The 23,696-nt window shown below is 41.8% G+C and carries 23 protein-coding genes; 17 read left to right on the forward strand and 6 right to left on the reverse strand.

The window, feature by feature from the left end; genetic code table 11:
- Positions 1–13: 13 nt before the first annotated feature.
- The 4 genes from L1999_RS11690 to L1999_RS11705 are packed head-to-tail and all read left to right on the forward strand — an operon-like array spanning position 14 to position 4,028.
- Complete coding sequence (locus tag L1999_RS11690) at positions 14–832, forward strand: DUF4430 domain-containing protein (protein WP_235743692.1); 819 nt, start codon at positions 14–16, stop codon at positions 830–832.
- Positions 833–853: 21 nt separating this feature from the next.
- Positions 854–1,732, forward strand: coding sequence for an energy-coupling factor transporter transmembrane component T (locus L1999_RS11695; protein WP_235743693.1), 879 nt, complete (start codon positions 854–856; stop codon positions 1,730–1,732).
- The gene (locus L1999_RS11700; protein WP_235743694.1) at positions 1,714–3,336 is read left to right on the forward strand and encodes an ABC transporter ATP-binding protein; all 1,623 of its coding nucleotides are present in this window, start codon (positions 1,714–1,716) and stop codon (positions 3,334–3,336) included. Before L1999_RS11695 ends, L1999_RS11700 begins: the two co-directional genes overlap by 19 nt.
- The gene (locus tag L1999_RS11705) at positions 3,336–4,028 is read left to right on the forward strand and encodes an ECF transporter S component (RefSeq protein WP_235743695.1); all 693 of its coding nucleotides are present in this window, start codon (positions 3,336–3,338) and stop codon (positions 4,026–4,028) included. Before L1999_RS11700 ends, L1999_RS11705 begins: the two co-directional genes overlap by 1 nt.
- A gap of 335 nt (positions 4,029–4,363) precedes the next feature.
- On the opposite strand, the gene L1999_RS11710 is transcribed toward L1999_RS11705, so the two are convergent.
- Positions 4,364–6,466, reverse strand: a complete 2,103-nt coding sequence (locus L1999_RS11710; protein ID WP_235743696.1) for a transglycosylase domain-containing protein — start codon at positions 6,464–6,466, stop codon at positions 4,364–4,366.
- Positions 6,467–6,626: 160 nt separating this feature from the next.
- On the opposite strand from L1999_RS11710, the gene L1999_RS11715 reads away from it, so the two are divergent.
- A complete protein-coding gene (locus L1999_RS11715; RefSeq protein WP_235743697.1) occupies positions 6,627–6,902 on the forward strand; it encodes a phage holin in 276 nt (91 codons plus the stop codon).
- 129 nt (positions 6,903–7,031) lie between these two features.
- Complete coding sequence (locus L1999_RS11720; RefSeq protein ID WP_235743698.1) at positions 7,032–8,252, forward strand: MDR family MFS transporter; 1,221 nt, start codon at positions 7,032–7,034, stop codon at positions 8,250–8,252.
- Positions 8,253–8,290: 38 nt separating this feature from the next.
- Here L1999_RS11720 and L1999_RS11725 read toward each other — a convergent pair whose 3' ends face one another.
- Positions 8,291–9,235 (reverse strand): aldo/keto reductase family protein, encoded by a 945-nt coding sequence (locus tag L1999_RS11725; RefSeq protein ID WP_235743699.1) that lies wholly within the window; start codon positions 9,233–9,235, stop codon positions 8,291–8,293.
- Between the two features lie 187 nt (positions 9,236–9,422).
- On the opposite strand from L1999_RS11725, the gene L1999_RS11730 reads away from it, so the two are divergent.
- Entirely contained in the window at positions 9,423–9,635 is a 213-nt protein-coding gene (locus L1999_RS11730; RefSeq protein ID WP_235743700.1) for a hypothetical protein, read from the forward strand.
- 35 nt (positions 9,636–9,670) lie between these two features.
- On the opposite strand, the gene L1999_RS11735 is transcribed toward L1999_RS11730, so the two are convergent.
- Positions 9,671–9,910: a YczF family membrane protein gene (locus tag L1999_RS11735; protein ID WP_235743701.1), complete on the reverse strand. Its 240-nt coding sequence runs from the start codon at positions 9,908–9,910 to the stop codon at positions 9,671–9,673.
- 156 nt (positions 9,911–10,066) lie between these two features.
- On the opposite strand from L1999_RS11735, the gene L1999_RS11740 reads away from it, so the two are divergent.
- From L1999_RS11740 to L1999_RS11750, 3 genes are read left to right on the forward strand one after another with little or no spacing between them, the layout of a single operon-like run.
- Positions 10,067–11,668, forward strand: coding sequence for a spore germination protein (locus L1999_RS11740; RefSeq protein ID WP_430540032.1), 1,602 nt, complete (start codon positions 10,067–10,069; stop codon positions 11,666–11,668).
- Positions 11,665–12,876, forward strand: a complete 1,212-nt coding sequence (locus L1999_RS11745; protein ID WP_235743703.1) for a Ger(x)C family spore germination protein — start codon at positions 11,665–11,667, stop codon at positions 12,874–12,876. Before L1999_RS11740 ends, L1999_RS11745 begins: the two co-directional genes overlap by 4 nt.
- Before the next feature lie 22 nt (positions 12,877–12,898).
- Positions 12,899–14,023 carry a GerAB/ArcD/ProY family transporter gene (locus tag L1999_RS11750; RefSeq protein WP_235743704.1) on the forward strand — a complete coding sequence of 375 codons (1,125 nt, stop codon included), beginning with the start codon at positions 12,899–12,901 and terminating at the stop codon, positions 14,021–14,023.
- A gap of 28 nt (positions 14,024–14,051) precedes the next feature.
- Here L1999_RS11750 and L1999_RS11755 read toward each other — a convergent pair whose 3' ends face one another.
- The 3 genes from L1999_RS11755 to L1999_RS11765 form a co-directional block, all read right to left on the reverse strand.
- Positions 14,052–15,710 carry a PAS domain-containing sensor histidine kinase gene (locus tag L1999_RS11755; RefSeq protein WP_235743705.1) on the reverse strand — a complete coding sequence of 553 codons (1,659 nt, stop codon included), beginning with the start codon at positions 15,708–15,710 and terminating at the stop codon, positions 14,052–14,054.
- 145 nt (positions 15,711–15,855) lie between these two features.
- On the reverse strand, positions 15,856–16,359 hold the full coding sequence (locus tag L1999_RS11760) for a GNAT family N-acetyltransferase (protein ID WP_235743706.1): 504 nt from the start codon (positions 16,357–16,359) through the stop codon (positions 15,856–15,858).
- Positions 16,360–16,838: 479 nt separating this feature from the next.
- Entirely contained in the window at positions 16,839–16,991 is a 153-nt protein-coding gene (locus L1999_RS11765; RefSeq protein ID WP_098531610.1) for a YpzG family protein, read from the reverse strand.
- Positions 16,992–17,156: 165 nt separating this feature from the next.
- Between L1999_RS11765 and L1999_RS11770 the strand changes: the two genes are divergently transcribed.
- From L1999_RS11770 to L1999_RS11800, 7 genes are all read left to right on the forward strand, one after another.
- On the forward strand, positions 17,157–17,924 hold the full coding sequence (locus tag L1999_RS11770; RefSeq protein WP_235743707.1) for an SDR family oxidoreductase: 768 nt from the start codon (positions 17,157–17,159) through the stop codon (positions 17,922–17,924).
- A gap of 237 nt (positions 17,925–18,161) precedes the next feature.
- Positions 18,162–19,340 (forward strand): acyl-CoA dehydrogenase family protein, encoded by a 1,179-nt coding sequence (locus L1999_RS11775; RefSeq protein ID WP_235743708.1) that lies wholly within the window; start codon positions 18,162–18,164, stop codon positions 19,338–19,340.
- Between the two features lie 49 nt (positions 19,341–19,389).
- Positions 19,390–20,154: a 3-oxoacyl-ACP reductase FabG gene (fabG, locus tag L1999_RS11780; RefSeq protein WP_235743709.1), complete on the forward strand. Its 765-nt coding sequence runs from the start codon at positions 19,390–19,392 to the stop codon at positions 20,152–20,154.
- A 19-nt stretch (positions 20,155–20,173) separates the two neighbouring features.
- Positions 20,174–20,623 (forward strand): MaoC family dehydratase N-terminal domain-containing protein, encoded by a 450-nt coding sequence (locus L1999_RS11785; protein WP_235743710.1) that lies wholly within the window; start codon positions 20,174–20,176, stop codon positions 20,621–20,623.
- A complete protein-coding gene (locus tag L1999_RS11790; RefSeq protein ID WP_235743711.1) occupies positions 20,620–21,024 on the forward strand; it encodes a MaoC/PaaZ C-terminal domain-containing protein in 405 nt (134 codons plus the stop codon). Before L1999_RS11785 ends, L1999_RS11790 begins: the two co-directional genes overlap by 4 nt.
- A 119-nt stretch (positions 21,025–21,143) precedes the next feature.
- Positions 21,144–22,292 carry an acyl-CoA dehydrogenase family protein gene (locus tag L1999_RS11795; RefSeq protein WP_235743712.1) on the forward strand — a complete coding sequence of 383 codons (1,149 nt, stop codon included), beginning with the start codon at positions 21,144–21,146 and terminating at the stop codon, positions 22,290–22,292.
- Between the two features lie 123 nt (positions 22,293–22,415).
- Positions 22,416–23,594, forward strand: a complete 1,179-nt coding sequence (locus L1999_RS11800; RefSeq protein WP_235743713.1) for a thiolase family protein — start codon at positions 22,416–22,418, stop codon at positions 23,592–23,594.
- The last annotated feature ends 102 nt before the right edge of the window (positions 23,595–23,696 follow it).

Here is a 23,696-nt window from a genome sequence, read left to right on the forward strand (position 1 = left end):
TGGAGGTAAAACAATGAAAAGCAAGTTTAACTTTGCGGTTCTTTTTGCCATTTTAGTAGTCATCTTTAGTTTAACCGGATGCGGCTCAAGTTCCGCCAGTAACCAGGAAACGAAGAAAGAAACAAAAACGGTTGAAGTAACCGCAAAAGCAGACAATAAAGCTGAGCAAGACTCACAGCAACAGAATGTAGTTGACCAAACGAAACCGTTAGCAGCAGCTCCGGCCGTAACAGAAGAAAAGCAGCAGGCAGCCTCAAAACCGGCTCCGCAAACGGAAAGCCGACAAAGTGCACAGCCGGTTCAAAAAAATTCTGCCCAGGCAAGGCCAACTCCCCCAGCTACAACTAGTAATAAAAGTGCAACATCTGCAGCAAAGCCGGCTGGAACAACGGCAAGCACTCCTACAACTCCAGCTGCAAAGGCAACAACAAGCACACCAGCAAAAACGAAGACTACAACTCAGACAACCACAAGTCAGACAACCACAACTACTCCTGTTGTGAAGCCGGCAGCCCCAGCACCAAAGCCAGTGACGACGGTTACGTTATCAATTGTTGGGCCGAAAGACAAAGGGACCATTCTTGCTCCTACTAAGATAAAAATAAATGATGGTGATACAATCTTTGATGTTGTAAAACGAACAAATATTGAAATAGATTCAAGAGGGAGCGGTGCAACAGCGTATATAGAGGGTATTGATAACATTTATGAATTTGATTATGGAGCAAAAAGCGGCTGGGTGTTTAAGCACAATGGTGTTAGTATCACCAAGAGCATCGGCGTCATAAAGGTAAAAGCTGGTGATCGGATTGAATGCTACTATACAGAATAATAACTTTAGGAGGAACAAGCGATGAGACTACGGTTTGATCGCTTTCATCCGTTGGTACCCTTTCTTTTTTATGCTGGAGCGGTATCCTTGCTTATTGTCATGCTGCATCCTATTTTTTTAGTCACCTCGATTGCAGTTGTTTTTTTGATTAATATCCTTCACGATCGCCTAAACGGATTACGGCGCTGGTCGTTCTTTATTCTCGCGACCTTCGTGCTAATGGTGATAATGAATCCGCTGTTCAATGAGCGGGGGCGGCATTTGATAGTAGAAATCAACCAACACCGTGTCACGGTGGAAGCGGTTGTCTATGGTGGAATGAATGCCCTCTCGATTATTGGGATTATCGCCATATTCGTGTCCTATAATGTCATCATGACACCGAATAAACTATTATTTTTATTTGCCAAAATTTTACCACAATTTGCTGTCCTTCTCATGTTAACCCTAAGATTTATTCCGTTAATGAGAAGAAGACTGGATGAGATATCGGTGGTCCAAAGAAGTAAAGGTCTTTCCGTAACGCATGGCAGCTGGAGGGCGAGAGCTAAGAATGGTATGCTCTATGTTCAAACATTATTAACCTTTTCATTAGAAGAAGCCATTCAGACTGCTGACTCAATGAAAGCGCGGGGTTACGGGCGCGGTCCACGTTCCTCCTATGAATATTTTAAAATGAACCAAGCAGATCGGATTGCAATGATCTATCTACTTGGTCTGTTGTCCTTTATCTTAGTTGAACGGGTTTCAGGATATGGTTTTCTTACAATCTACCCACTGATGGAAACTTGGCATCTTTCGTCGATGGATACAGCAGTTTTCATTTCTTACACATTATTTTTAAGTTTCCCATTATTAGTTGAGGCAGGTGGAATGTTCCGATGGCGCTTATCGAATTAACAGATGTCAGTTTTACCTATCCAGACAGTAAGGAACCTGCCATTCGGAATCTTTCTCTAAACATCGATAAGGGGCAATTCGTTGTCCTTTTTGGGGCATCAGGTTCTGGAAAAAGCACGCTGTTACGTTTATTAAAAAAAGAAATCCAGCCGCATGGTACGCTGGCAGGGAGGATTTCCATTAATGGTCAGGCTGTAGCAGAGACACTAGGGCTAAGCCAGGAAGTTGGTTTTGTGTTTCAAGATCCGGAAAACCAGATGGTCGCCGATGATGTTTTACATGAAATTGTCTTTGGATTGGAAAATATCGGCCTAGATCCAAACGAAATGAGAAACCGAGTGGCGGAGATGGTTCACTTTTTCGGGGCAGAATCCTTGCTGAATCGAAAATCGCAAGAACTTTCCGGAGGGAAAAAGCAGCAAATAAACTTAGCCTCTGTTTTATTAATGCAGCCTAGTATTTTACTGCTAGATGAACCTACTGCTCAGCTTGATCCCGTCAGTGCAAGAGAATTTATCGATTTGCTTAAGAGATTGAACGAAGAATTTGGGATGACCATTATTATGGCAGAGCACAGGCTTGAAGAAGTTTTTACCTTGGCCGACAAAATCGTCATGATGGAAAACGGTCAAGTGGAAATTTCCGGGGAACCGAGACGGGTCCTTCGTGAGCTGTGGAATTCGGAATATAAGGCATATATTCCGAAGATTCCTGCCCTATTTTTAAGTATGGATGGGCATGGCAGTCTCCCGTTAACGGTAAAAGAGGGCAGGGACTGGGTCCAAAAACAAAGCGTAATACCTACTTTATCAGGAGCCTCAAGGGTCTCTCCCAAAATGACAGAACGGATCAAGCTAAAAAATATTTCCTTTCGTTATGAAAAAAAAGGGGACTATATTCTAGATGAACTTGAACTGTGCATAAGTCATGGTGAGTTTTATGCTCTGCTGGGAGGAAATGGTTCAGGGAAATCTACCTTGTTAAAGTTGATGGCTGGCTTGTTAAAACCTGATAACGGCACTGTATTTTTTCATGAGAAACCTATGAAAAAATATAAACAGGTCGAAATTGCGGCGAAGATTGGCTATTTACCGCAAAATCCTAAACTTTATTTTATGCAGGACACGGTTGAAAAAGAGCTCCAGATGGCGTTAGCGCAGTGGGAGGTATCAAAACCTACCGATGCACAACAGCTTTTCGACCAATTAGGGATTGCCCATTTGATGTCTAATCATCCTTATGACCTTAGCGGCGGAGAACTACAAAAGGCTGCCTTGGCATGTATTCTAGTCAGGAAGCCTGAGGTTCTTTTATTGGACGAACCGACCAAAGGATTGGACCCCATTTCAAAAAAGAATTTGGCAAAAATTCTTTTGTCCCTTCATGCAACTGGAATGACAATCCTGATGTCCACTCATGATGTTGAGTTTGCAGCACAGTATACGACAAAATGCGGAATGATGTTTCAAGGAAAGATTACTTCTGAAGATGTACCGGAGAAGTTTTTCAAAGGTAACTTCTTTTATACGACGATGATCCAAAAGGTATTTCGCGGGCTGTCTGAGAAGGAAATTCCAATGACTCTCAAGGGGGTCATGCAGTAATGCGTAAAAATAGGGCCGTAATCAGCGGCTTAATTCTTATTATCATGTTTGTGTTATTAGGACTAAATTATATCTGGGAGAATTCCTATTTATGGTTGAGCTTCGGCTTAGTCTTTTTAGCGATTATTCTTTTTCTTTTTCGGTTTGAGACAAGAAAGGTGGAACCGCAGGAATTGGTGCTTTTAGCCGTCCTTGCTGCCATTGCAGCGGTAGGCAGGATTCCATTCGCTAGTCTGCCAAGTGTTCAGCCCACGACCTTCGTCATTATCATGTCTGGGTATGTGTTTGGGGCGGAAAGCGGCTTTGTCATTGGGGCTGTAGCTGCACTCGCTTCGAATATGATTTTGGGGCAGGGGCCATGGACGCCATGGCAGATGGTCTCATGGGGCTTAGTGGGTCTGACGGCCGGTCTGTTAAGAAATACTGCGTTCATGAAAAGAAGATGGGGGCAGATCCTCTTTGGAGTGATCTGGGGTTACCTGTTTGGCTGGATTATGAATTTGTGGGGATTTATTGCGTTGATTCAGTCTGGCGGTGCGCAGTCTTGGAAGGCGTTTGTCTTGTATATGGCAGGCAGTGCCACCTTTGATACCTTTCATGCCATCTCCAACGTCTTCTTTTTAGTCGTATTTGGCGGGATCTGGGTGAAGATTTTAAGTCGCTTTAAACGGAAGTATGGATTATTAGAATAAAAAAACTCCAGTTTTTGCTGGAGTTTTTTTCGTGTTTTAAGAAATTATAGATTTACTACTTGTGGATAACTTTTTACAGGGTTAGATACGTCCAGCTCCAGCGCCTAGCCCCTCGAGGTCATAAGCTTATCCAGTTGCGGCTCCTTGGGACTCGAGTCATAAGCCATCCCTCGAAGAAGGCAAAAAGCGCCTTCTTGCGGGGGCCGTCTTATGCCTTCGTCCCAGGGCAGTCGCCTCCACATTTAGGTCAATCCGTCCAAAAGGTTAAAGAGCAACCTTTCAGCCGGCTCGTCTTATGCTTGTCGGGGCTAACCAAGGCGCTTGCGCTTTTGTTCTTATTTACTAAGCTCTTTTGCTTTATCGATTAAGGCATTGATCCCTTCCCCAATCGTATATAAGGCCTTTTGAAGACCATTTTTCAACTCAGGTGCATGCTCTTTTATGGTTGAGCCAATTTTCTTTGCATTATCATTCAATTCTGCACCAATGGCCTTTGCTTGATCATTGATGCTCTTTTTAACGGCTGATTTACCCGCCAGCTGGTCATTGATCGAGCTCACTTCAAAGCTCTCATGAGGGAGATGGGTGATCGATTCCCGCATAATCTCTTTAAAAATCGGTACGACATTGGATGAACTAGCACTTGGCAGATAGTGCTGTCTGTCCGTTTGATCATAGCCAATCCAAATTGCCCCGACTAGGTTCGGTGTATATCCCACCATCCACTGGTCCTTTGTTCCGTTTACCCCGTTGAATGGCAGTTGGGTAGAGCCTGTCTTACCGGCAATCTGGACCCCTTGGATATGGGCTTTTCTTCCCGTTCCCGTCTCAACTACATTCAATAACATCGAAGTCATGTCATTTGCAACCTTTTTAGTGGTTACTTTAGTAGTCTTTTCCTGGCGCTCGGCGATTACATTTCCTGTCGGACCAACAATTTTGGTAATTAAGTGACTGTCCTCCCGCTTGCCCTCATTCGCAAACACTGAAAAGGCATTGGCCATTTGCAGCGGAGAAACACCTTTACTCATCCCGCCCAAGGCAACCGCAAGATTTTCGTCTTCTTTTTCTACTGGAATTCCAAACCGCCTTAAGGAATCCAAGCCTTTGTTCAAGCCAATTTTATTTAATAGCCATACGGCGGGAACATTTAATGATTCCTCAAGGGCCTTGTACATTGGAACTTCGCCAGAGAATGTCTTTGAAAAATTCTCTGGTTTGTAGTTTCCAAAAGTGATCGGTTTGTCCTCGAGCTCTGAGGAATATTGATAGCCATTTTCTAAGGCAGGAGTATAGACTGCCAAAGGCTTAATGGAGGACCCCGGCTGGGCCTGTAATTGGGTGGCCCTGTTAAAACCACGGAAAACGTGCTCACCGCGCCCGCCAACGAGGGCTCGCACACCGCCAGAGGCAGGATCCATTAGGACCGAACCACTTTGGACCAATTTCCCTCCCGTACCCCTAGGGAAAAGATAATTTTTTCTATAAACATTTTCAATTCCAGATTGCAGATTTTGATCCATCTCCGTATAAATCCGATAACCTCTTGTTAGAATTTCATCCTGGGTCAATCCGTATTTAGAGATGGCCTCATTTAAAACAGCATCGACATAGTATGGGTATTTCCGTTCAATCGTGCTGCCGCCGCCATCGTGAAGCTTAATCTTTTCATTCTTTGCTGTATTGTACTGAGCGGCCGTAATCATCCCTTGTTCTTTCATCTTTGCTAAGACAACATTTCGGCGCTTCATCGCTAAATCGTAGTTATTATAAGGGTTAAGATAGTTCGGCGAGTGTAAGAGGCCTGCCATCATCGCTGCTTCGCTGATGGTCACATCCTTAATATCCTTATTAAAATATTTTTTCGAGGCATTGCTGATTCCCCAAGCACCGCCGCCAAAATAAACTTGATTTAAATACATTTGCAGAATCTCATCTTTTGTATAAACCTTTTCAATTTTTACAGCTAAAAACAGTTCTTCTGCCTTTCGTTTATAGGTCCTTTCAGGGGAAAGCAGGGCATTTTTAGCAAGCTGCTGGGTTAGGGTACTGCCGCCGGCGGTAACCCTTCCAGCAAATATGTTCCCGAAAAGGGCACGGGCGATTCCTTTTATATCAAAGCCGCCATGCTCATAGAAGCGTTCATCCTCAATCGCCACCACTGCGTTAGGGACATATTTGGGTACTTCACTAATCGTTATACCCTTCGTTCGATTGGTTGCCACATTGCTGGCCACTTGTCCATCTTTATCATAAATAACCGTTGGCTGACTTAAGCCTTGTTTTAATTGATCAACGTTTGCCCGTGATGCCAGCCAGCCAAAATAGGCAATCGTAACTAAGACGACAACTAGAAGCAGTAATAATAAAATTTGGGTAAGATGTGTCTTTTTCCAGAAACGGACCATCATTCCCCAAAAGGGCTGTAATTTGTCCATGTTATCTCCTAACTTTCAAAAAGGAATTTTCAATTTCTTTATTATAGAATTTCTCAACTAAAAAAACCAATATTTAGACATATGGCACGAAACACGTGATAACCGTGGACAACCTTTCCATTTCGTCAGCATATAGTAGTAGAAAAAGGATATGGAAGGGGTGGGAATATTGATTAACTGGAAAGTCCGGTTTAAAAACCGGAATTGGGTCATTGCATTTATTTCTCAAATAATGATTATAGCAGAAATGGTCATTGCCGGCTTGAACTCAATGGGACTCATTCATTTTCAATTAACGGATGCAGTACAAAACTCAATTTTAACGATTGTTAATGCAGTGTTTGTGTTGTTGTCTATGGTGGGTATTATCCAAGATCCTACAACTAAAGGGGTTAGAGACTCAGACCAAGCGCTACAATACAAAGAACCTAAATAATCTGGACTGACAGTCAGTATCTATATGGTACTGGCTTCGTTGTTGTAAAAAATGTAAAAATAATCTTTACATCGATTCCATAAATTGGTTTACTAGAAAATGAATCTTTAAGATTGTGAGGATTACATAATGGTTAAAGCAAAAAACTATATTGGTCAGTTTCATCCCATTGTATGGGTTTTATTAATTGGTACGGTCTTATCAAGGGGATCGGCCTTTATGACCTTACCGTTTCTTTCCATCTATTTATCAAGAACTATGGATCTTTCGCCGATTATCATTGGGTTAACGGTGGGGATGAGTCCTTTAATGGGGACAGTCGGAGGATTTATCGGCGGACATTTGTCGGACCGGTTTGGCCGTAAACCAGTGATGCTGATCTCACTATTTGCTGTCGCGTTTGTTTATTACGGATTTACAATTGCGACAGGACAAGGTTGGTTTATTCTGCTAAACGCCATAAATGGACTGAGCAACTCGTTCTTCGAACCGACTTCTCAAGCATTGATGGCGGATTTAACGGATAAGGAGCGGAGGATGAAGGTTTATTCCTTAAGGTATACGGCCATGAATATCGGTGCTTCAGTTGGCCCTTTAATCGGTGCATATTTAGCTACTGCCTCTGCTAAGCTATCGTTTGCGATAACAGGAACGACTTATTTACTTTATGCCATCGTTTTGGTGTACTTTTTAAATAAATTGGTTATACAAAACCAAGGTCAACACGTTAAGAAGAACGTTCCCTTCGGCGATGCTTTTAGAATTATTCGAACGGATAAAGCCTTAAGGTATCTCATTATTGGAATTACGCTTATTAATATGGGCTACGCGCAAATTGATTCTAATTTGCCACAAGTGTTAGAAGGGAAATTTGAAAATGGAGTTGTTATTTTTTCGAGTCTATTATCGATTAATGCTATTATGGTCGTTTTCTTACAAATGCCGATAAGTCATCTAGCCGAAAAATTTAGATTAATGCAGGTGATGTTTGTTGGATCGTTTTTTATAGGAGCAGGGTTAATCGGTTTTAGTTTTGTGAATGGCTGGGTCACAGCAGTCCTTGCTATGGTTCTAGTAACATTGGGTGAAATTTTAATTTTTCCCTCTAATAGTTTAATGATTGATCAACTGGCACCTGAGCATTTAAGGGGAACCTACTTCGGAGCAGGGCAATTTCGAAAGATCGGGAACTTTCTCGGACCCATTTTTGGCGGTTTTCTTCTTAGTCATTTCCAGGGGCAAATCATGTTTATAGTCATCGCAATTATTTCCCTATTCAGTATCGTCTTCTTTTCTAGCGGTAACAGGTCATTCCTAAAAATGAAATCTATCGATAGTAAAGCCTTATAAAAAATGCCTCCATAAAACCTTGGAGGCATTTCTTACGATTATCTTAGGATATCTTCAATTCTTGCTAATGTTTCTGAACTTAGCTTAACACCAGAGGCTTTGACGTTTTCCTCCATTTGTTCAGGACGGCTTGCACCCACTAATGCACTTGCGACATTACTTTGTCGTAAAATCCAGGCTAGTGCTAGATTAGCTAAGGAAAGCTCATTGTCAGCGGCTACCTCTTTTAAAAGTTCGACTCGATCAAGATTCTCGTCCGTTAACAATCCAAACAGACCCTTATAATTTTCTTGAGCTGCACGGCTGCCTGCAGGGGCTTTTTCCCCTTTTTTATATTTGCCAGTCAATACTCCTTGAGCAAGCGGAGACCATACTACTTGGCCAATTCCATGTTTTTCGGAGACAGGGATGACCTCTTTTTCAATATACCGCTGCAGCATGCTGTATTGTGGTTGATTGACGACAATCCGGTCGAGTAATTTTTTATCTGCAAGATGAACGGCTTCGGTAATTTGCTCGGCTGTCCACTCACTAACACCTACATATAATACCTTTCCCTGACGGACAAGGTCATCTAATGCCCGCAGGGTCTCCTCGAGCGGAGTTTCTGGATCATAACGGTGGCAATAATAAATATCCACATAGTCAGTATTTAGGCGTTTCAAGCTGGCGTGACATTGTTCAATGACATGCTTTCGTGAAAGACCACGGTCATTTGGTCCATCACCCATTGGCCAGAAAACCTTGGTTGCCAGTACATAGGAATCACGAACATATTTTTTTAGCGCTTTACCAACAACAATCTCCGCTTCCCCGCGCATATAAACATTGGCCGTATCAAAAAAGTTAATTCCCAAGTCGTATGCCTTGTCAATTGAGGCAGCAGCATTTTGCTCCTCAACATATCCTCCATATGTAAGCCAGCTTCCCAAACTAATTTCACTAACCTTCAAGCCTGTGTTCCCCAAACGACGGTATTCCATAACATCCACTCCTCCCAAAAATTTCGAAGCACAAAATAAAAATACTATATAAATGCCCAAATTGTCTACAAATTGGAAAAACTTTGATAAGATAAACTATATAGGAAAAAATTAACAAAAAAGATCATGCACCTTTGAATGAATGGCAAATTAAAAAATTATGAACCGATAGAAAAGGGGCCTGGATATGTCAGTCTGGTACATCATTACAGCGGCATTCTTCCTGTTTGTCGTTTTGGAGGAATCGATTTATTATAGTTGGAATCGGTATGTGTATGGAAAAAACGTTGAGAGGAGAGGGAAATGGAAACACCGATGGCTGGTTGTTTTACGGCTATTTAAACGAAACAAACGAATTGTGGTCGAAACAAAAAATCAGGAAAAGAGCTCCAGCTTATAATGGAGTTCTTTTCTTTTTATTTTTGTTAAAACTTGTCAGTTGGTTTTTGACTCACGCTGTTTTCTCATCTTTTTAAGAAAAGATTGGAACAATCGAATGCTAAAGAACAAGGCAAATAAAAACACAATTACGTATTCCGCTGGTTCCATTACTCGGAAAGGGTTTAAGGCCTTCCAAATAAGCAATTTAGGTTCGGTACCCATGATGAAATCCAGGAGAATAATTAAGCCGAGCATCCCGCCGGCTAAGACAAAAACAACCATTATGGCTTTCATTTTGTTCACCCTCATTCATGTTACCGATAGTATTCAGATTTATAAAACTCCTTATACTGTGTTCCCAAAGTAATTTTGCTTGAATGGATATTGGTGTGGTTTTTGGGGAAAATAGCCATTATCAATCTCTTGGAAATGGGGTGGAGGCTTGTGTCAATCCTGTCACAAATATTGAAAAAGAAACAACAAAATCGACAGAATGATAATTATCGGCAAAAACAAGATCCACTTAAGCCAGAGGAATTGCCCATCCTGCGCGATATTAAAGAAAATCTAGAAAGAATAAAAGGGGAATTAGGAAATAGTTCTGACGTTTCGATTCGCACGGTTACAGTCAGCAGTCATAAGACTGCATTGGTTTATATTGATGGACTAGTCGATACCGTAAGCATTAGTGATTTTCTACTGGAGCCTTTTATGGAGAAAACGGTCATTCCAGAAAATCAGGATATATTTCAATATCTCGTCGATAAAGCTGTTGCTATGGGAAGTGTACAATCGATCGATAATTGGAATCAGGTATATGATTCTTTGCTATCTGGAAATACTGTCATTTTTATAAATGGCTGTACGAAAGCGATTAGTGCGGAAACAAAGGGTTGGGAAAAGCGTTCAATCACGGAACCTACTACACAGCTATCGATCCGTGGCCCAAAGGATTCATTTACAGAAACCCTTAGAACCAATACAGCGTTAATCAGAAGGCGGATTAAAAGCCCTAATTTATGGCTAGAAGCGATGAAGTTAGGGACTGTTACCCAAACGGATATTGCGATTATGTATATAAAGGGAATTAGTAACGATAAAATTGTGAAGGAAGTTAAAGAAAGATTACAACGAATCGATATGGACTCTATTCTTGCGTCAGGATATATTGAGCAATTAATTGAAGATCAATCGTGGACCACATTCCCAACAACATTTCATACGGAACGTCCAGATGTCGTCGCATCACAGCTGCTTGAAGGAAGAATTGCTATTGTGGTAGATGGAACACCATTTGTGCTGACAGCACCAGCCTTATTTGTGCAATTTTTTCAGGCGCCAGATGATTATTATTCCCGGTTCGATATCTCAACAGGAATTAGACTCCTTAGGATTATTGCTTTCTTAATTGCCCTGGTAGGACCAGCCACCTATATTGCTGCTACCACGTTTCACCAAGAAATGATTCCAACCACAATGGCCATTGCGATCGCAGCTCAACGTGAAAATGTTCCCTTTCCAGCCTTTGTTGAAGCTCTTATTATGGAAATTACCTTTGAAATCTTACGGGAGGCTGGTTTAAGACTTCCACGTGCCGTTGGCCAAGCTGTTTCGATTGTGGGTGCGTTAGTTATCGGACAGGCTGCAGTACAGGCAGGATTTGTTTCACCTGTTATGGTTATCGTCGTGTCGGTCACAGCCATCGCCAACTTCTCCACCCCTATATTTGCCATGGCCATTGCTGCGAGATTACTTCGCTTTGTCTTGATGGGACTTGCGACGATGTTAGGTTTTTATGGGATGATGCTCGGTCTCATGTTTATGGCGATTCATTTATGCTCGCTACGCTCGTTTGGGATCCCTTACATGATGCCGCTAGCACCTTTTAACTTAAAGAATCAACAAGATGCCTTTGTACGCTTTCCACTATGGGCAATGAAAAATAGACCCCCATTTATTGCGAAAGGAAATATCATTAGGACGGGAAAGGATCAAAAGCCAGGTCCTCCTAGTCCTGATGATGGAAATAGTAATCAAGGTGAAAAGTCATGAAAAAAAGTCTAATCATCGTAACGATTATGCTAATGCTTTTGCCTCTGCTTAGTGCATGCTGGAATCAGAAGGAACTAACTGATTTGGCGTTTGTCATGGCAATGGGAATTGACAAGGGAAAGGATAAGAAATTTAAAATCTCTTTTCAACTTGTCAATCCTGGTAACGTAACAACCGGACAAAATGGAGGCGGGGGGGGTCAAGGGCTCCCAATTGCTGTTTATCGAAGTACCGGGGACACGATCACAGAGGCGGCTAGAAACGCTACTAAAAAGGTTTCCCGGCGCCTTTATTATGCACACACCAATATTGTTGTCGTCAGTGAAGAGATTGCCAAAAAAGAATTGCTTTATATTATTGATGCACTAGACCGTGATCCCGAATTTCGAACCACGACTGAGATGGTTGTCGCAAAAGGCTGTACAGCAGAAGAAATAGTCACAACCCTTACCATTCTCGACAGGCTGCCAGTTAACAAGATTACTAAACAGATTAAAGCATCAGAAGCGATGCTCGGTGAAAATGCATCGGTAAATATTGATGAATTTCTTACCGGTTTAGTAAGTAAGGGAAAACAGCCTTTTTTAAATGGATACAGCCTTGTCGGCATAAAATCAAAAGCTAGAACAAAAGAGAACCTGGAAAAAACGACAACCGATGCGTTTCTGTCTTCAAATGGGTTAGCGATTTTTCATGATGGGAAATTACGGGGCTGGGTCAATAATGACAAAGCTCGAGGATTTATCTGGATTCTGGATAAGCTGAAAAGTACGGATATTAGTATCGCATGGAAAAAGAAGAAAAAGGCAATTGTTGTGGCACCGATCCGCTCAAAAACAAAGGTGTCGGTTCAGTTTATTCATCAAAAGCCGCATATAAATATTAAAGTAGATAGTGAGGGCTGGATTAGTGAAGCCAACACAGACATCGATTTAACGAATCCCGAAATTATAGGTCAAATAGATACACTAGTTGAAAAGGAAATAAGCAGTCAAATTCTGGATTCGGTTAAAGCCGCACAAAAATTAAAATGTGATATTTTTGGATTCGGAGATAAAGTGCATATTGCAAATCCTACTCTATGGAAGAAGCTCGAAAAGAATTGGGATGAAGAATTTGCCACATTAAAGGTCAATGTGAAAGCAGACTTTTATATTCGCCGCGAAGGAATTCGAACGAAGTCGTTTTGGTCTTCAATGAACGAATAAACTATGGCATGGGGGGGTGTGTATGGAAAACGCGAAAATTAATGCCTATCAACTATTTGTCGTAATCGTTCTTTTTGAGATGGGGAGTGCAATCCTCGTAGGCCTTGGGGCCGAGGCCAAGCAGGATGCCTGGATCGCGATTTTATTAGGTCTAGTAGGGGGGTTAGCAGTCTTTCTTATTTATTATCAATTGTATAAATATTATCAAGACATCCCCCTTACTAGTTATGTGCAAAAAATTGCAGGTAAATGGATTGGCCGAATGATCGGGGTTTCGTATATCATTTATTTCCTCTATTGTGCTGCCAGGGTCCTTCGAGACTTTGGGGAATTGCTAACCTCTACCATATACACCGCGACCCCTCTAATTGTCATTAATTGTTTAATGATTTTTACGATCATTTATGGGATCCATAAAGGGTTTGAAGTAATTACAAGGGTGGGCGAGCTGTTTTTTATTGTGATCTATATGATGGCGTTTGTAGGGTTCGGATTAATCATGTTTTCAGGATTAATTCATTTGGAAAATCTTCGGCCTGTCTTAGAAAATGGCTGGAAACCCGTTCTGAGTACTTTTCTAACGGAAACCATTAACTTTCCGTTTGGAGAGATGGTGGTCTTCACCATGTTACTGCCTTATTTAAATGATTCAAAAAAAGCAAAATGGGTATGTCTAGGCGGCATGATTCTCGCTGGCATAAATATTACGATCACTGCGGTCATTAATGTGGCTGCATTAGGTTCAGCTTTATTTACACGAGCTAATTTTCCGCTATTATCCACGATCAGCAGGATCCAATTAGCCAACTTTATTGAACGGCTCGACGTCCTTTTTATGCTATATCTGGTCATTGGCGGTTTTTTTAAAATATCCATCTTTTTCTATGCGGCTGTTGCAGGAGCCGCTGATATCTTTGGATTTAAAAATTATACAAAGCTAAGCTTTCCAATGGGGGCACTTGTTTTATTTGCATCTATTACGATTGCATCCAATTATGCTGAACATATCAAAGAGGGGCTTGAAGTGGTCCCTGTCTATTTGCATTGGCCATTTCAAATCTTGATTCCTTCATTTTTGTTAATGATTGCCTTTTTTCGAAACAGGAAACAAAAGGCGGAGAAATCAAAAAAACTGCCCATGGAATAATGAGACCAGATGGCAGTTTTTTTGATTTTTATCTAGTCCTACTGACTGCTGTTGCCAATCTCTGCTTAATCGGCAGGGAGATATCAACGGATGTTCCTTGATTCTTTTGACTATTAAAACGAATGGTTCCATTGTGAGTTTGTACAATTTTAAAGCTGACGGTTAATCCAAGACCGGTTCCTTTTTCCTTCGAAGAATAGAACGGCTCACCGAGCTTTGCTAACCGTTCCTTAGAAATACCTGAGCCATTATCCTTTACCGTAATCATCACTTGTTCACCTTGTGCAGGATGAATGGCAATTTCAACCGATCCCTCTTTACTAGAAGCCTCGATTGCATTTTTAATAAGATTAATAAACAATTGTTTAAGCTGATTAGGTTCACATTCAATAAAGATTTCCTCTTCCGGAAAAGAAGAAACGATTTGCACATTATAGTAAATGGCTTCCGTATTTAATAGCGAGATGACATCACTTAAAAGCTTTTGGATGTCGGCTGTAGAAAATTTAAGATGCTGCGGCTTGGCTAAAAGCAATAGTTCGCCGACAATATGATTAATACGATCTAATTCATCAAGCATGATTCGATAATAGAACTGGTGTTTTTCGTTTTCCATTTGTAAAAGCTGCACAAATCCCTTTAAAGAGGTAAGTGGATTACGAATCTCATGTGCCACACTAGCAGATAGCTCCCCTACGACGGTAAGCTTTTCTGTTCTCCTAAGCCGTTCCTCCGTTTTTCTAAGAGTAGTGACATCGCGGCCGTAGCCAATTATTCCGGATATTTTCCCATTTACAATAATCGGGACTGAAGTACATTGCAAGGTAATAGGATCCTCATTCCGATGGGGAATTTTAATTTCATACATAATCGGTTTAACTTCTCCAACAACAGATTGAATAAAAGTTGGCAGGAATTTTTTATATTTTTTAGGTAAAAAGGTTGTTACAGATTGACCAATCCATTCTTCTCGTTTATATCCTGTAATCAAGTCAAAATAAGGGTTTAAATTGGTAATGGTTCCTGCTAAATCAAGCATATAGACAATATCCGGGCTATATTCGAACAATGATTTATATTTCTGTTGGCTTTCTGCTAATCGTTTGGCCATTTCCTTTTTTTCAGTAATATCTCGTCCAATAACTACTAACCCTTGTCTGCTGCTATCAGGATTGAATAGCGGGACCTTGATGGTATCAAACGTTCTAGATGTCCCGTCAGGCATTTGAAGAACCTCTTCGATTCGGGTTATATCTCCATTCATCCATGCCTGCTCATCAGATTCTTCACAGTATCGGAGCGCATCGCCATGATAGTTGGAATAATCAGCAAGCTCGGAGTCCTTTTTGCCACGATAGTCTACATTTTCTAGACCGAATAATTGCAGACCAAATTCATTTGATTCAATCCATCTGCCTTCACCATCCTTAAAGTTAACAAAGTCAACCATTGAATTGATAAGGGTGGAAAGCTTTTTTTGATCTTCTTTGGAATCAGTTAGTTCCTGTTGTTTACTGTACGAGAAATAAATAAATGCCCCTGTCACAACGATATATAGGATTTCTTTTGACCTCTCAACAATCCAAATATGTGGTGATGGGACAAATTCTTCAATTAGATAGTTTGATCCATAAATCCAAATCACACTGCTTATTATATAAAGGAAAACCAGCTTTTTTTTATCCATGTCCTTCTCCAGTTCTTTCTAGGAACTAGTTTCCCAGAATAATAGAAAACATTTCTACTATATAGTACTAGAAAATGTTGATTTTTGGAATAATAAAAAGCAATCTGTTATTTTATGGAAGTTACACCGTATTCAATGTGTAATTTTAGAAGACCCTTTTTCCGAGAATCAGTAAATCTCTTTCGACTCCATCTAATTCGGCCACATTTGGAAGGTGAGCCCATTTTTCAAATCCAAAGCTTGTAAACAGCTTGATGCTTGGTTGATTATGTCCGAAAATGAACCCAAGTAAGGTCTTAATCCCAAGCTTTGGACAAGCATCTATTGCTTTTTGGATCAAGTACTTGCCGAGCTTTTTCCCGCGATAATCGGGATGAATATAAATACTTACCTCGGCGGTGGCGTTATAGGCAGGTCTGCCATAAAATGATTGAAAGCTGACCCAGGCACAAATTTCTTCGTTCATTTCGACCACCCATAAGGGACGAAACGAGGCTGAGTGCTCGTTAAACCACGGCATCCTGCTTTCAACCGATACCGGTTCTAAATCGGCCGTAACCATCCGTCCTGAGATGGTGGTGTTATAGATGTCAATAATGGCCGACATGTCATTTTTTTCTGCATCTCTAATTGAAATAGCTTCATACATAGGAAAGGTCCACTCCGTTTTAATTAAGATAGATTTTATGATATCTCGGTATACCTTTTATTACAAGAAGAATTCACAAGAAAAGCGCAAGCGCCCTGGTCAGCGGCGTATGGCCTGGAGTGCTCCAACCGAGATAAAGGAAAGTCGAAAAGCTGAGGCGCCTTGATCAGGGGCGACAGGCATAAGACGAGCCTGCGAGAAGGCTGCCCTTTAGCCTTCTTGAAGGATTGGCTTATGACCCCGAGCCCCTAGGCGCCGGAGCTAGACAACACGAAGAGCGGCAGCGATTCGATGTTGACTTATCGTAGGGCGGAGCGCGAAGGACACTAGCCGCTAGGGCGCTGAAGCTGGATAATTTTCAAAGTCAATATTTATATTTTAATCTTCAAAGAAAGACCCTTTCCAAAAATGAAAAGGGTCCTTTCTTTTAATGGCACCATATTGGCTGCCATTTGTCGTTTCGATACTGAGGCTCTCACTTACCAGCGATGGGCCTTAGCATTGCTCCTTAAGATGATCTGATTTTGCGACACTCTTGTTTGACCATTCACCTGTGCTTTGGTGTGTTTAGGTCTCGTAAAAGTGTAGTGAAAAAGCTCCGATTGGGAATCTAATTGATCTCTGTAGCTCATCAACTATCACCTCATCATAGGATTTGAAACGGATATTCCAAAGAATATCATCCTTATTATTTGTAAAAAGGAAGGAAAATAGTCAATAATCTTAAATGAATCAAAAAATAACTAAACGTTAAAATAAAAAGACAGTCAAAAACAATGAAAAAGGATGATGTTTAAATGAAAATGTCTGGAAATACGATTTTAATTACCGGCGGGGCATCAGGTATTGGATTAGCATTTGCCGAGCGCTTTTTGGAAAGAGGCAATCAAGTCATTATTGTCGGCCGCCGCGAAGAAAAATTACGTGAAGTTAAGGACAGATTTCCAAATATACATACCAAGGTATGCGATGTCTCAAAGCAGGACGAAAGAATAAGTTTGTTTGAATGGGCAACGAAAGAATTTCCTCAAATAAATGTACTGGTTAATAATGCCGGTATCCAGCAAAGAGTCAACCTTTTGAATCCACAAGAGAATTGGGACTATTACCGCAATGAAATTTCTATAAATGTCGACGGTCCGATTCATTTAACGATGCTGTTTACACCGCACCTTCAAAAACAAGCGCAGGCAGCCATCTTAAATGTAACCTCTGGATTAGCGGTTATGACTGGTGTATGGGTGCCCGTGTATAGTGCAACCAAAGCAGCACTTCATTCTTTTACCACATCACTGCGCCATCAACTCGCCGAAACAAACATAGAGGTCATTGAAATCCTGCCTCCTGCAGTCAACACCGATTTAGGAGGAGCTGGTTTACATACATTTGGTGCTCCGTTAACCGATTTTGCCGACACGATTTTTGCCGAACTTGAAAAAGGTGAAATTGAAATTGGTTATGGCGGCACAAAAGAGAGACTTCATGCGACAAGAGAAGAAATTATGCAAGGAATTAAAGGAGCATGGCAGAACTTTTTAAAAAATAACCCTGGCTTTCGCAGCTGAAGGACTGGTCCGAAAAGAAAAGCGATCCCATTAAGGACAAACAAGTATAAATCCTCTGTCGTTCGTTCGTTTGCGGAGGATTTTTTTCTAAAAAGACAATTAACACTTGTATTATCTGAAAGTTCCGAATAAAATTAAGGATGACATACTAACCGGTAGGTATGTATCTACTTGTGCCTGCATACTCTTTTATAGAAGAAAAAACTAGATTTCAAGAATAAGAATGGAGTGAAAAAAATGCATTTACGCCTAACGGACGAACAAAAAATGGTGCAAAAGACAATTAGAAGATTTGTAGAAAAAGAACTCATTCCACTTGAAAACGATGTATTGAGAAATGAACGAGAAGGCAGGCCAAGTCTATCTCCCGGCAAATTAAAAGAGCTGCAGTTAAAGGCTAAGGAAGCTGGTTTTTGGGGAATCAATACGCCAGAGGAATATGGCGGTGCTGATCTAGGACAAATGATGATGGCCATCGTTTTAATGGAAGTATCAAAAACCTTTGTCCCATTTTCATTTGGGGGCTCTGCAGATAATATTCTTTATTATGGAAATGAAGAACAAAAACAAAAGTATTTACTTCCAACCATTAATGGCGAGAAAAAATCCTGCTTTGCCATGACTGAGCCAGGTGCAGGCTCTGATACAAGGAATATAAAAATGACAGCTGTGAAAGACGGAAATGACTGGGTTTTAAATGGTGAAAAAACGTTTATTACCGGCGGGAATGAAGCTGATTTTGTCATGGTTATTGCGATTACCGATAAACAAAGGCATCAAGAAACACAAGGCCGTGAAGGTGTAACGTGCTTTATTGCCGACCGTGAGATGGGCTGGAAATCCGAGTATATACATACGATGGGGGAATGGGGTCCAGCCGGCTTAGTATTTGATAATGTTCGTGTTCCAGAGGAAAATATCCTTGGCGAATTACACAAGGGGTACAACCTCGGACTGGAATGGATTGGTTTTGCCAGATGGATTGTAGGGGCAAGAGCTGTTGGATCGGCTGAACGGTTATTGCAAATGGCAATTGATTATTCGCGGGAACGGATTACCTTTGGAAAGCCAATTGCCGAACGACAAGCCATTCAATGGCAAATTGCCGATTCTGCGGTTGAAATTGAAGCGGCCAGATGGCTTGTATTAAACGCGGCGTTTACGCTCGATCAAGGTGAAGATAATCGTCATCTTGCTTCGATGGCTAAACTTTATGGCTCTAATATGGGCAATCGAGTAGTCGATCGTGTTCTGCAAATTCATGGCGGAATGGGATATACAAAGGAATTGCCAATTGAACGCTGGTACCGTGAAGCAAGATTATGGAGAATATACGACGGAACGGATGAGATCCAGCGCATGATAATCGCCCGCAACTTAATAAAGGGTCATGTGAAGGTGGGGCAATACGTATAGAAAAAATGTAAGCGTTATCTACTATATTTCCTAATCAGGAGGAAGAGAAATGGCTGGAAGATTTACAGGAAGAGTAGCATTTGTAACAGGTGGAAGCCGGGGGATTGGTAAAGGGATAGTGGAGCTTTTTGCCGAAGAGGGAGCAAAAGTAGCGTTAATTGATTTAAATGAAGAGGCATTAAATGCCACTGCCAGTGAATTAAAGGAAAAGGGCTATGAAGTCTATTCAAAGGTTGCAAATGTGGTGGAAGCTAACCAAGTAGAAGATGCTTTTAAAGAAGTTTATGAAACGTTTGGTTCAGTTGATATATTAGTCAATAATGCTGGAGTAATCAGAGACAATCTATTATTTAAAATGACAGATTCCGATTGGCAAACCGTCATGGATGTGCATTTAAAAGGATCATTTAATGCCGCAAGAGCAGCTCAAAAATATATGGTCGAGCAAAAATATGGACGAATTATCAATATTTCGTCTACTTCAGCGCTGGGCAACCGCGGCCAGGCCAATTATGCTGCGGCAAAAGCCGGCTTGCAGGGCTTTACTAAAACACTGGCAATTGAATTAGGAAGATATGGCATCACCGCTAACTCTGTGGCACCAGGCTTTATTGAAACAGAAATGACCAAAGAAACGGCGGCCCGAATAGGAATTACCTTTGATCAGTTAATCCAGGCAAGCGTGGCTCAGATTCCGGTGGGTAGAAGCGGAAAACCGGCCGATATTGCTAATGCCGTTGCTTTCTTTGCGGATGAAAAATCCTCGTTTGTTAATGGCCAGGTCATTTATGTGGCCGGAGGACCAAAATGCTAATAAGGTGAGGTGAAGATCATTGTTTAACGAACAAATCGGTAAAATATCAAACAAGGTGAAAAATACGGTAGAAAGAGGAGCCGTCAAGAAATTTGCTGAAGCCATTGGCGACCTTCATCCAATCTATTTTGATGAAGATACAGGCAGACTATCAAGATACAAAAACAACCTTGCACCGCCAACCTTTCCACGGATTTTTGATTATGGTGTGATAGCAGGGCTAAATCTTCCGAACAAAGGTTTAATCCATGGAGAACAAACCTTTTATTACAACCGGCCATTAGTAGTCGGTGAAGAAGTTTACTGCTATTCCAAAGTAAAAAATTACTTCGAGAAAAAAGGGAACTTTGGTCAGATGGGATTCTTGGTAGTAGAAAGCTTCGGGGAAGATGAAGCCGGAAATATTATTTTCAGCTCTACCTCTACCATTGTCATCTCGGAAGCAGTGAGGAAGGTGTTGGTTAAATGAGTACGTTAACCCAATTGCAAGTGGGTGAGTCTCTTCCAGAAGTGCAGCTTGAACCGGTCTCACGGATGGATCTTATAAAATATTCAGGTGCCTCTGGGGATTTTAACCCTATTCATACCATTGATGATGAAGCGAAAAAAGCAGGACTGCCAGGAATTATTGCCCATGGGATGTGGACAATGGGCAATTTGGCAAAGCTGTTTACTGCTTCTTATGAGGAAGGGTTTGTCCAGGATTACTCGATTCGTTTTAAAGGGATGGTATTTTTAAATGATGTGGTGACCCTGAAAGCAACATTGAAGGAAAAACAGGATCAAAATCTGCGTTTTACCGTTCAGGCGGTGAATCAGCAGGGAAATGTAGTCTTAAAAGGTGAGGTAGTCTATCACCAATACAAATAGCTTCAGCGAAACGATACCCAGCATGCAGTGTAACTCCTATTGATCATGCTGGGTTATTTATGTTCGCCGGAAGGAAAGACACGGCCCTACATAAACCACCAGTTTAGGAGGTGTCAACTTTGGATTTTGCCTTCGACGATGACATTTTATTTTTGAAAAAGAATGTTAGGGAATTTATCCAAACAGAAGTAGAAGCAGCGGCGATGAGGATTGAAGAGGAAAACCAGATTCCTGAAAGGATCTTACAGCTGTCAAAAGATATTGGTCTGTTTGGATTAAGTATACCGGTAGAGTATGGCGGTCTAGGGATTGGGATGGTTGGCAAATGCGCGTTATATGAGGAAATTGGCCAGACACATAACGGATATACAACCTTAATCGGGGCCCATACCGGTATTGGGACAGTCGGGATTGTCGAAATGGGCAATGAACAGCAAAAGCAAACGTATTTACCGATGATGGCTTGCGGCGAGAAAATTGGCGCCTTTGCCTTAACAGAACCTGATGCCGGCTCGAACGCGGCCAATTTAAAAACTACAGCCGTTCGTCAAGGAGATAAATACATTTTAAACGGCTTAAAGCATTATATAACGAATGCCAGAGTAGCTAGCGTGTTTACGGTCATGGCGGTAACCGATCCAGACAAAGGGGCCAAGGGAATAACCTCATTCATTGTCGAAAAAGACTTTCCCGGTTTTCAGGTAGGAGCGGTTGAGAAAAAGATGGGCTTACGCGGCTCGCATTCCGCGGAATTAATTTTTGAAAATTGTGAGGTACCCGTTAAGAATGTATTAGGGGTGGAAGGACAGGGGTATGTCAATGCCTTAAAAATCCTAGCCAACGGCCGGGCCGGCTTGGCATCCCGTAATTTAGGTTCATGTCAAAAGTTATTAGATATGTCAACGAAATATGCCAAGGAACGAATTCAATTCGGTAAACCAATCATCGTGAACCAGGCAGTAAGCCATATGCTGGCAGAGATGGCCGTTGAAATCGAAGCATTGCGGTCCTTTACCTATCGGGTAGCCTGGATGGTGGATCAGGGGATGAAAGTGATTAAAGAAGCCGCTATGTTAAAACTCTATGGGTCTGAAGTTTATAACCGTGTCGCGGATAAAGCAGTGCAGATTCATGGCGGGCTTGGCTATATTGCTGATTATCCGGTTGAGCGTTTTTATCGGGATGCTAGGATTACCAGAATTTACGAGGGGACATCAGAGATTCAGAAAAATATTATTGCTGCACAGTTAGAGAAGGAATACAGCTAAACTGTGAGGTATATTCTCGCGAGGCGGAGGGTTAATTCTTGAGTAAAATGTTTTTACTCTTGACCAAGCTCTTACTTTGGAAGAAGACTTTTCTCGCTGATTAAAAACGAGGAGGATGAAGACTTGGATATCGTCATCTTAAGTGCCGTCCGTACGCCAGTTGGAAGATACGGAGGTGCCTTAAAAACGATCAACTCAGGTTGTCTGGCATCTATTGTTGTGAAGGAAGCGGTTAAAAGGGCAGGAATAACAGCTGGTCAAGTTGATGAGGTGATTTTAGGTGAGGTCCGGCAATCGACCGAGTCATCGAACGTGGCAAGAGTGGCGGCGTTACGAGCAGGTATTCCAGAAAATATTCCTGCTTTTACAGTCAATCGCCTTTGTGCCTCAGGGCTTCAGGCAGTGGCATCAGCTGCACAGCAAATTCTCACTCAACAAGCTGAAATTGTCGTTGCTGGCGGAACGGAAAGCATGAGCAATGCGCCCATCTATCTTAGAAACTCCCGCTTTGGCGGGGATGCTGCTAAGTTAGTGGACTCTAATTCAGAAACCGGGCAGCAGCCGCATGAAATTTATGGGCGAAATCTCAGGATGGGCATTACAGCAGAAAATGTCGCTGAAAGATTCTCGATTACGCGCGAGGATCAAGATGTCTTTGCTCTGGAAAGTCAGCGGCGCGCAGCAAAAGCGATTTTAGAAAATCGATTTGAGAATGAGATTGTCCCAGTTGAGTTGACCGGAAAAAAGAGTTCGTTTGCTTTTACAATTGATGAACACCCTCGGCCTGAAACCACCCTAGAGGCCCTTCGTAAACTACGTCCTGTTTTTAAAGAAAACGGCACCGTTACCGCCGGGAACGCCTGCGGACGAAATGATGGAGCGGCAGCCTTGGTACTGACTTCTTTCAGTCACGCTGAAAAACTAGGCTTGAAACCAATCGCAAGAATAGTAGATTGGGCAGCTGTTGGCGTCTCGCCTGAGGTAATGGGCATTGGTCCTGTTCCTGCAGTTAGGAGGCTCTTAGAACGTACGCGATTACCTTTAGACGAGATCGATTTATTCGAATTAAATGAAGCGTTTGCCTCGCAGGCGTTAGCCGTTGTTCGTTCGCTTAAACTTGATATAGAGAAGGTAAATGTCAACGGTGGTGCGATCGCTTTAGGTCATCCGTTGGGAGCGACTGGAGCGAAGATTTTAACTACCTTACTCTCTGAATTAAATCGGCAACAGCAAAAAAGAGGAATTGCAACACTTTGTGTTGGCGGTGGCCAAGGGATGGCAATGATGATTGAGCGTATGTAAGGGAAGAAAATTGTCGGAAGGTTGGCGGTTGAGTATTCTGAAAATTTACCTTATGATGTGATTAGTAACACATACTGACTAGTAGGTATGTTGAGGGGGGAA

The organism is Neobacillus drentensis, from assembly GCF_021560175.1.
Classification (GTDB): domain Bacteria; phylum Bacillota; class Bacilli; order Bacillales; family Cytobacillaceae; genus Neobacillus; species Neobacillus drentensis_A.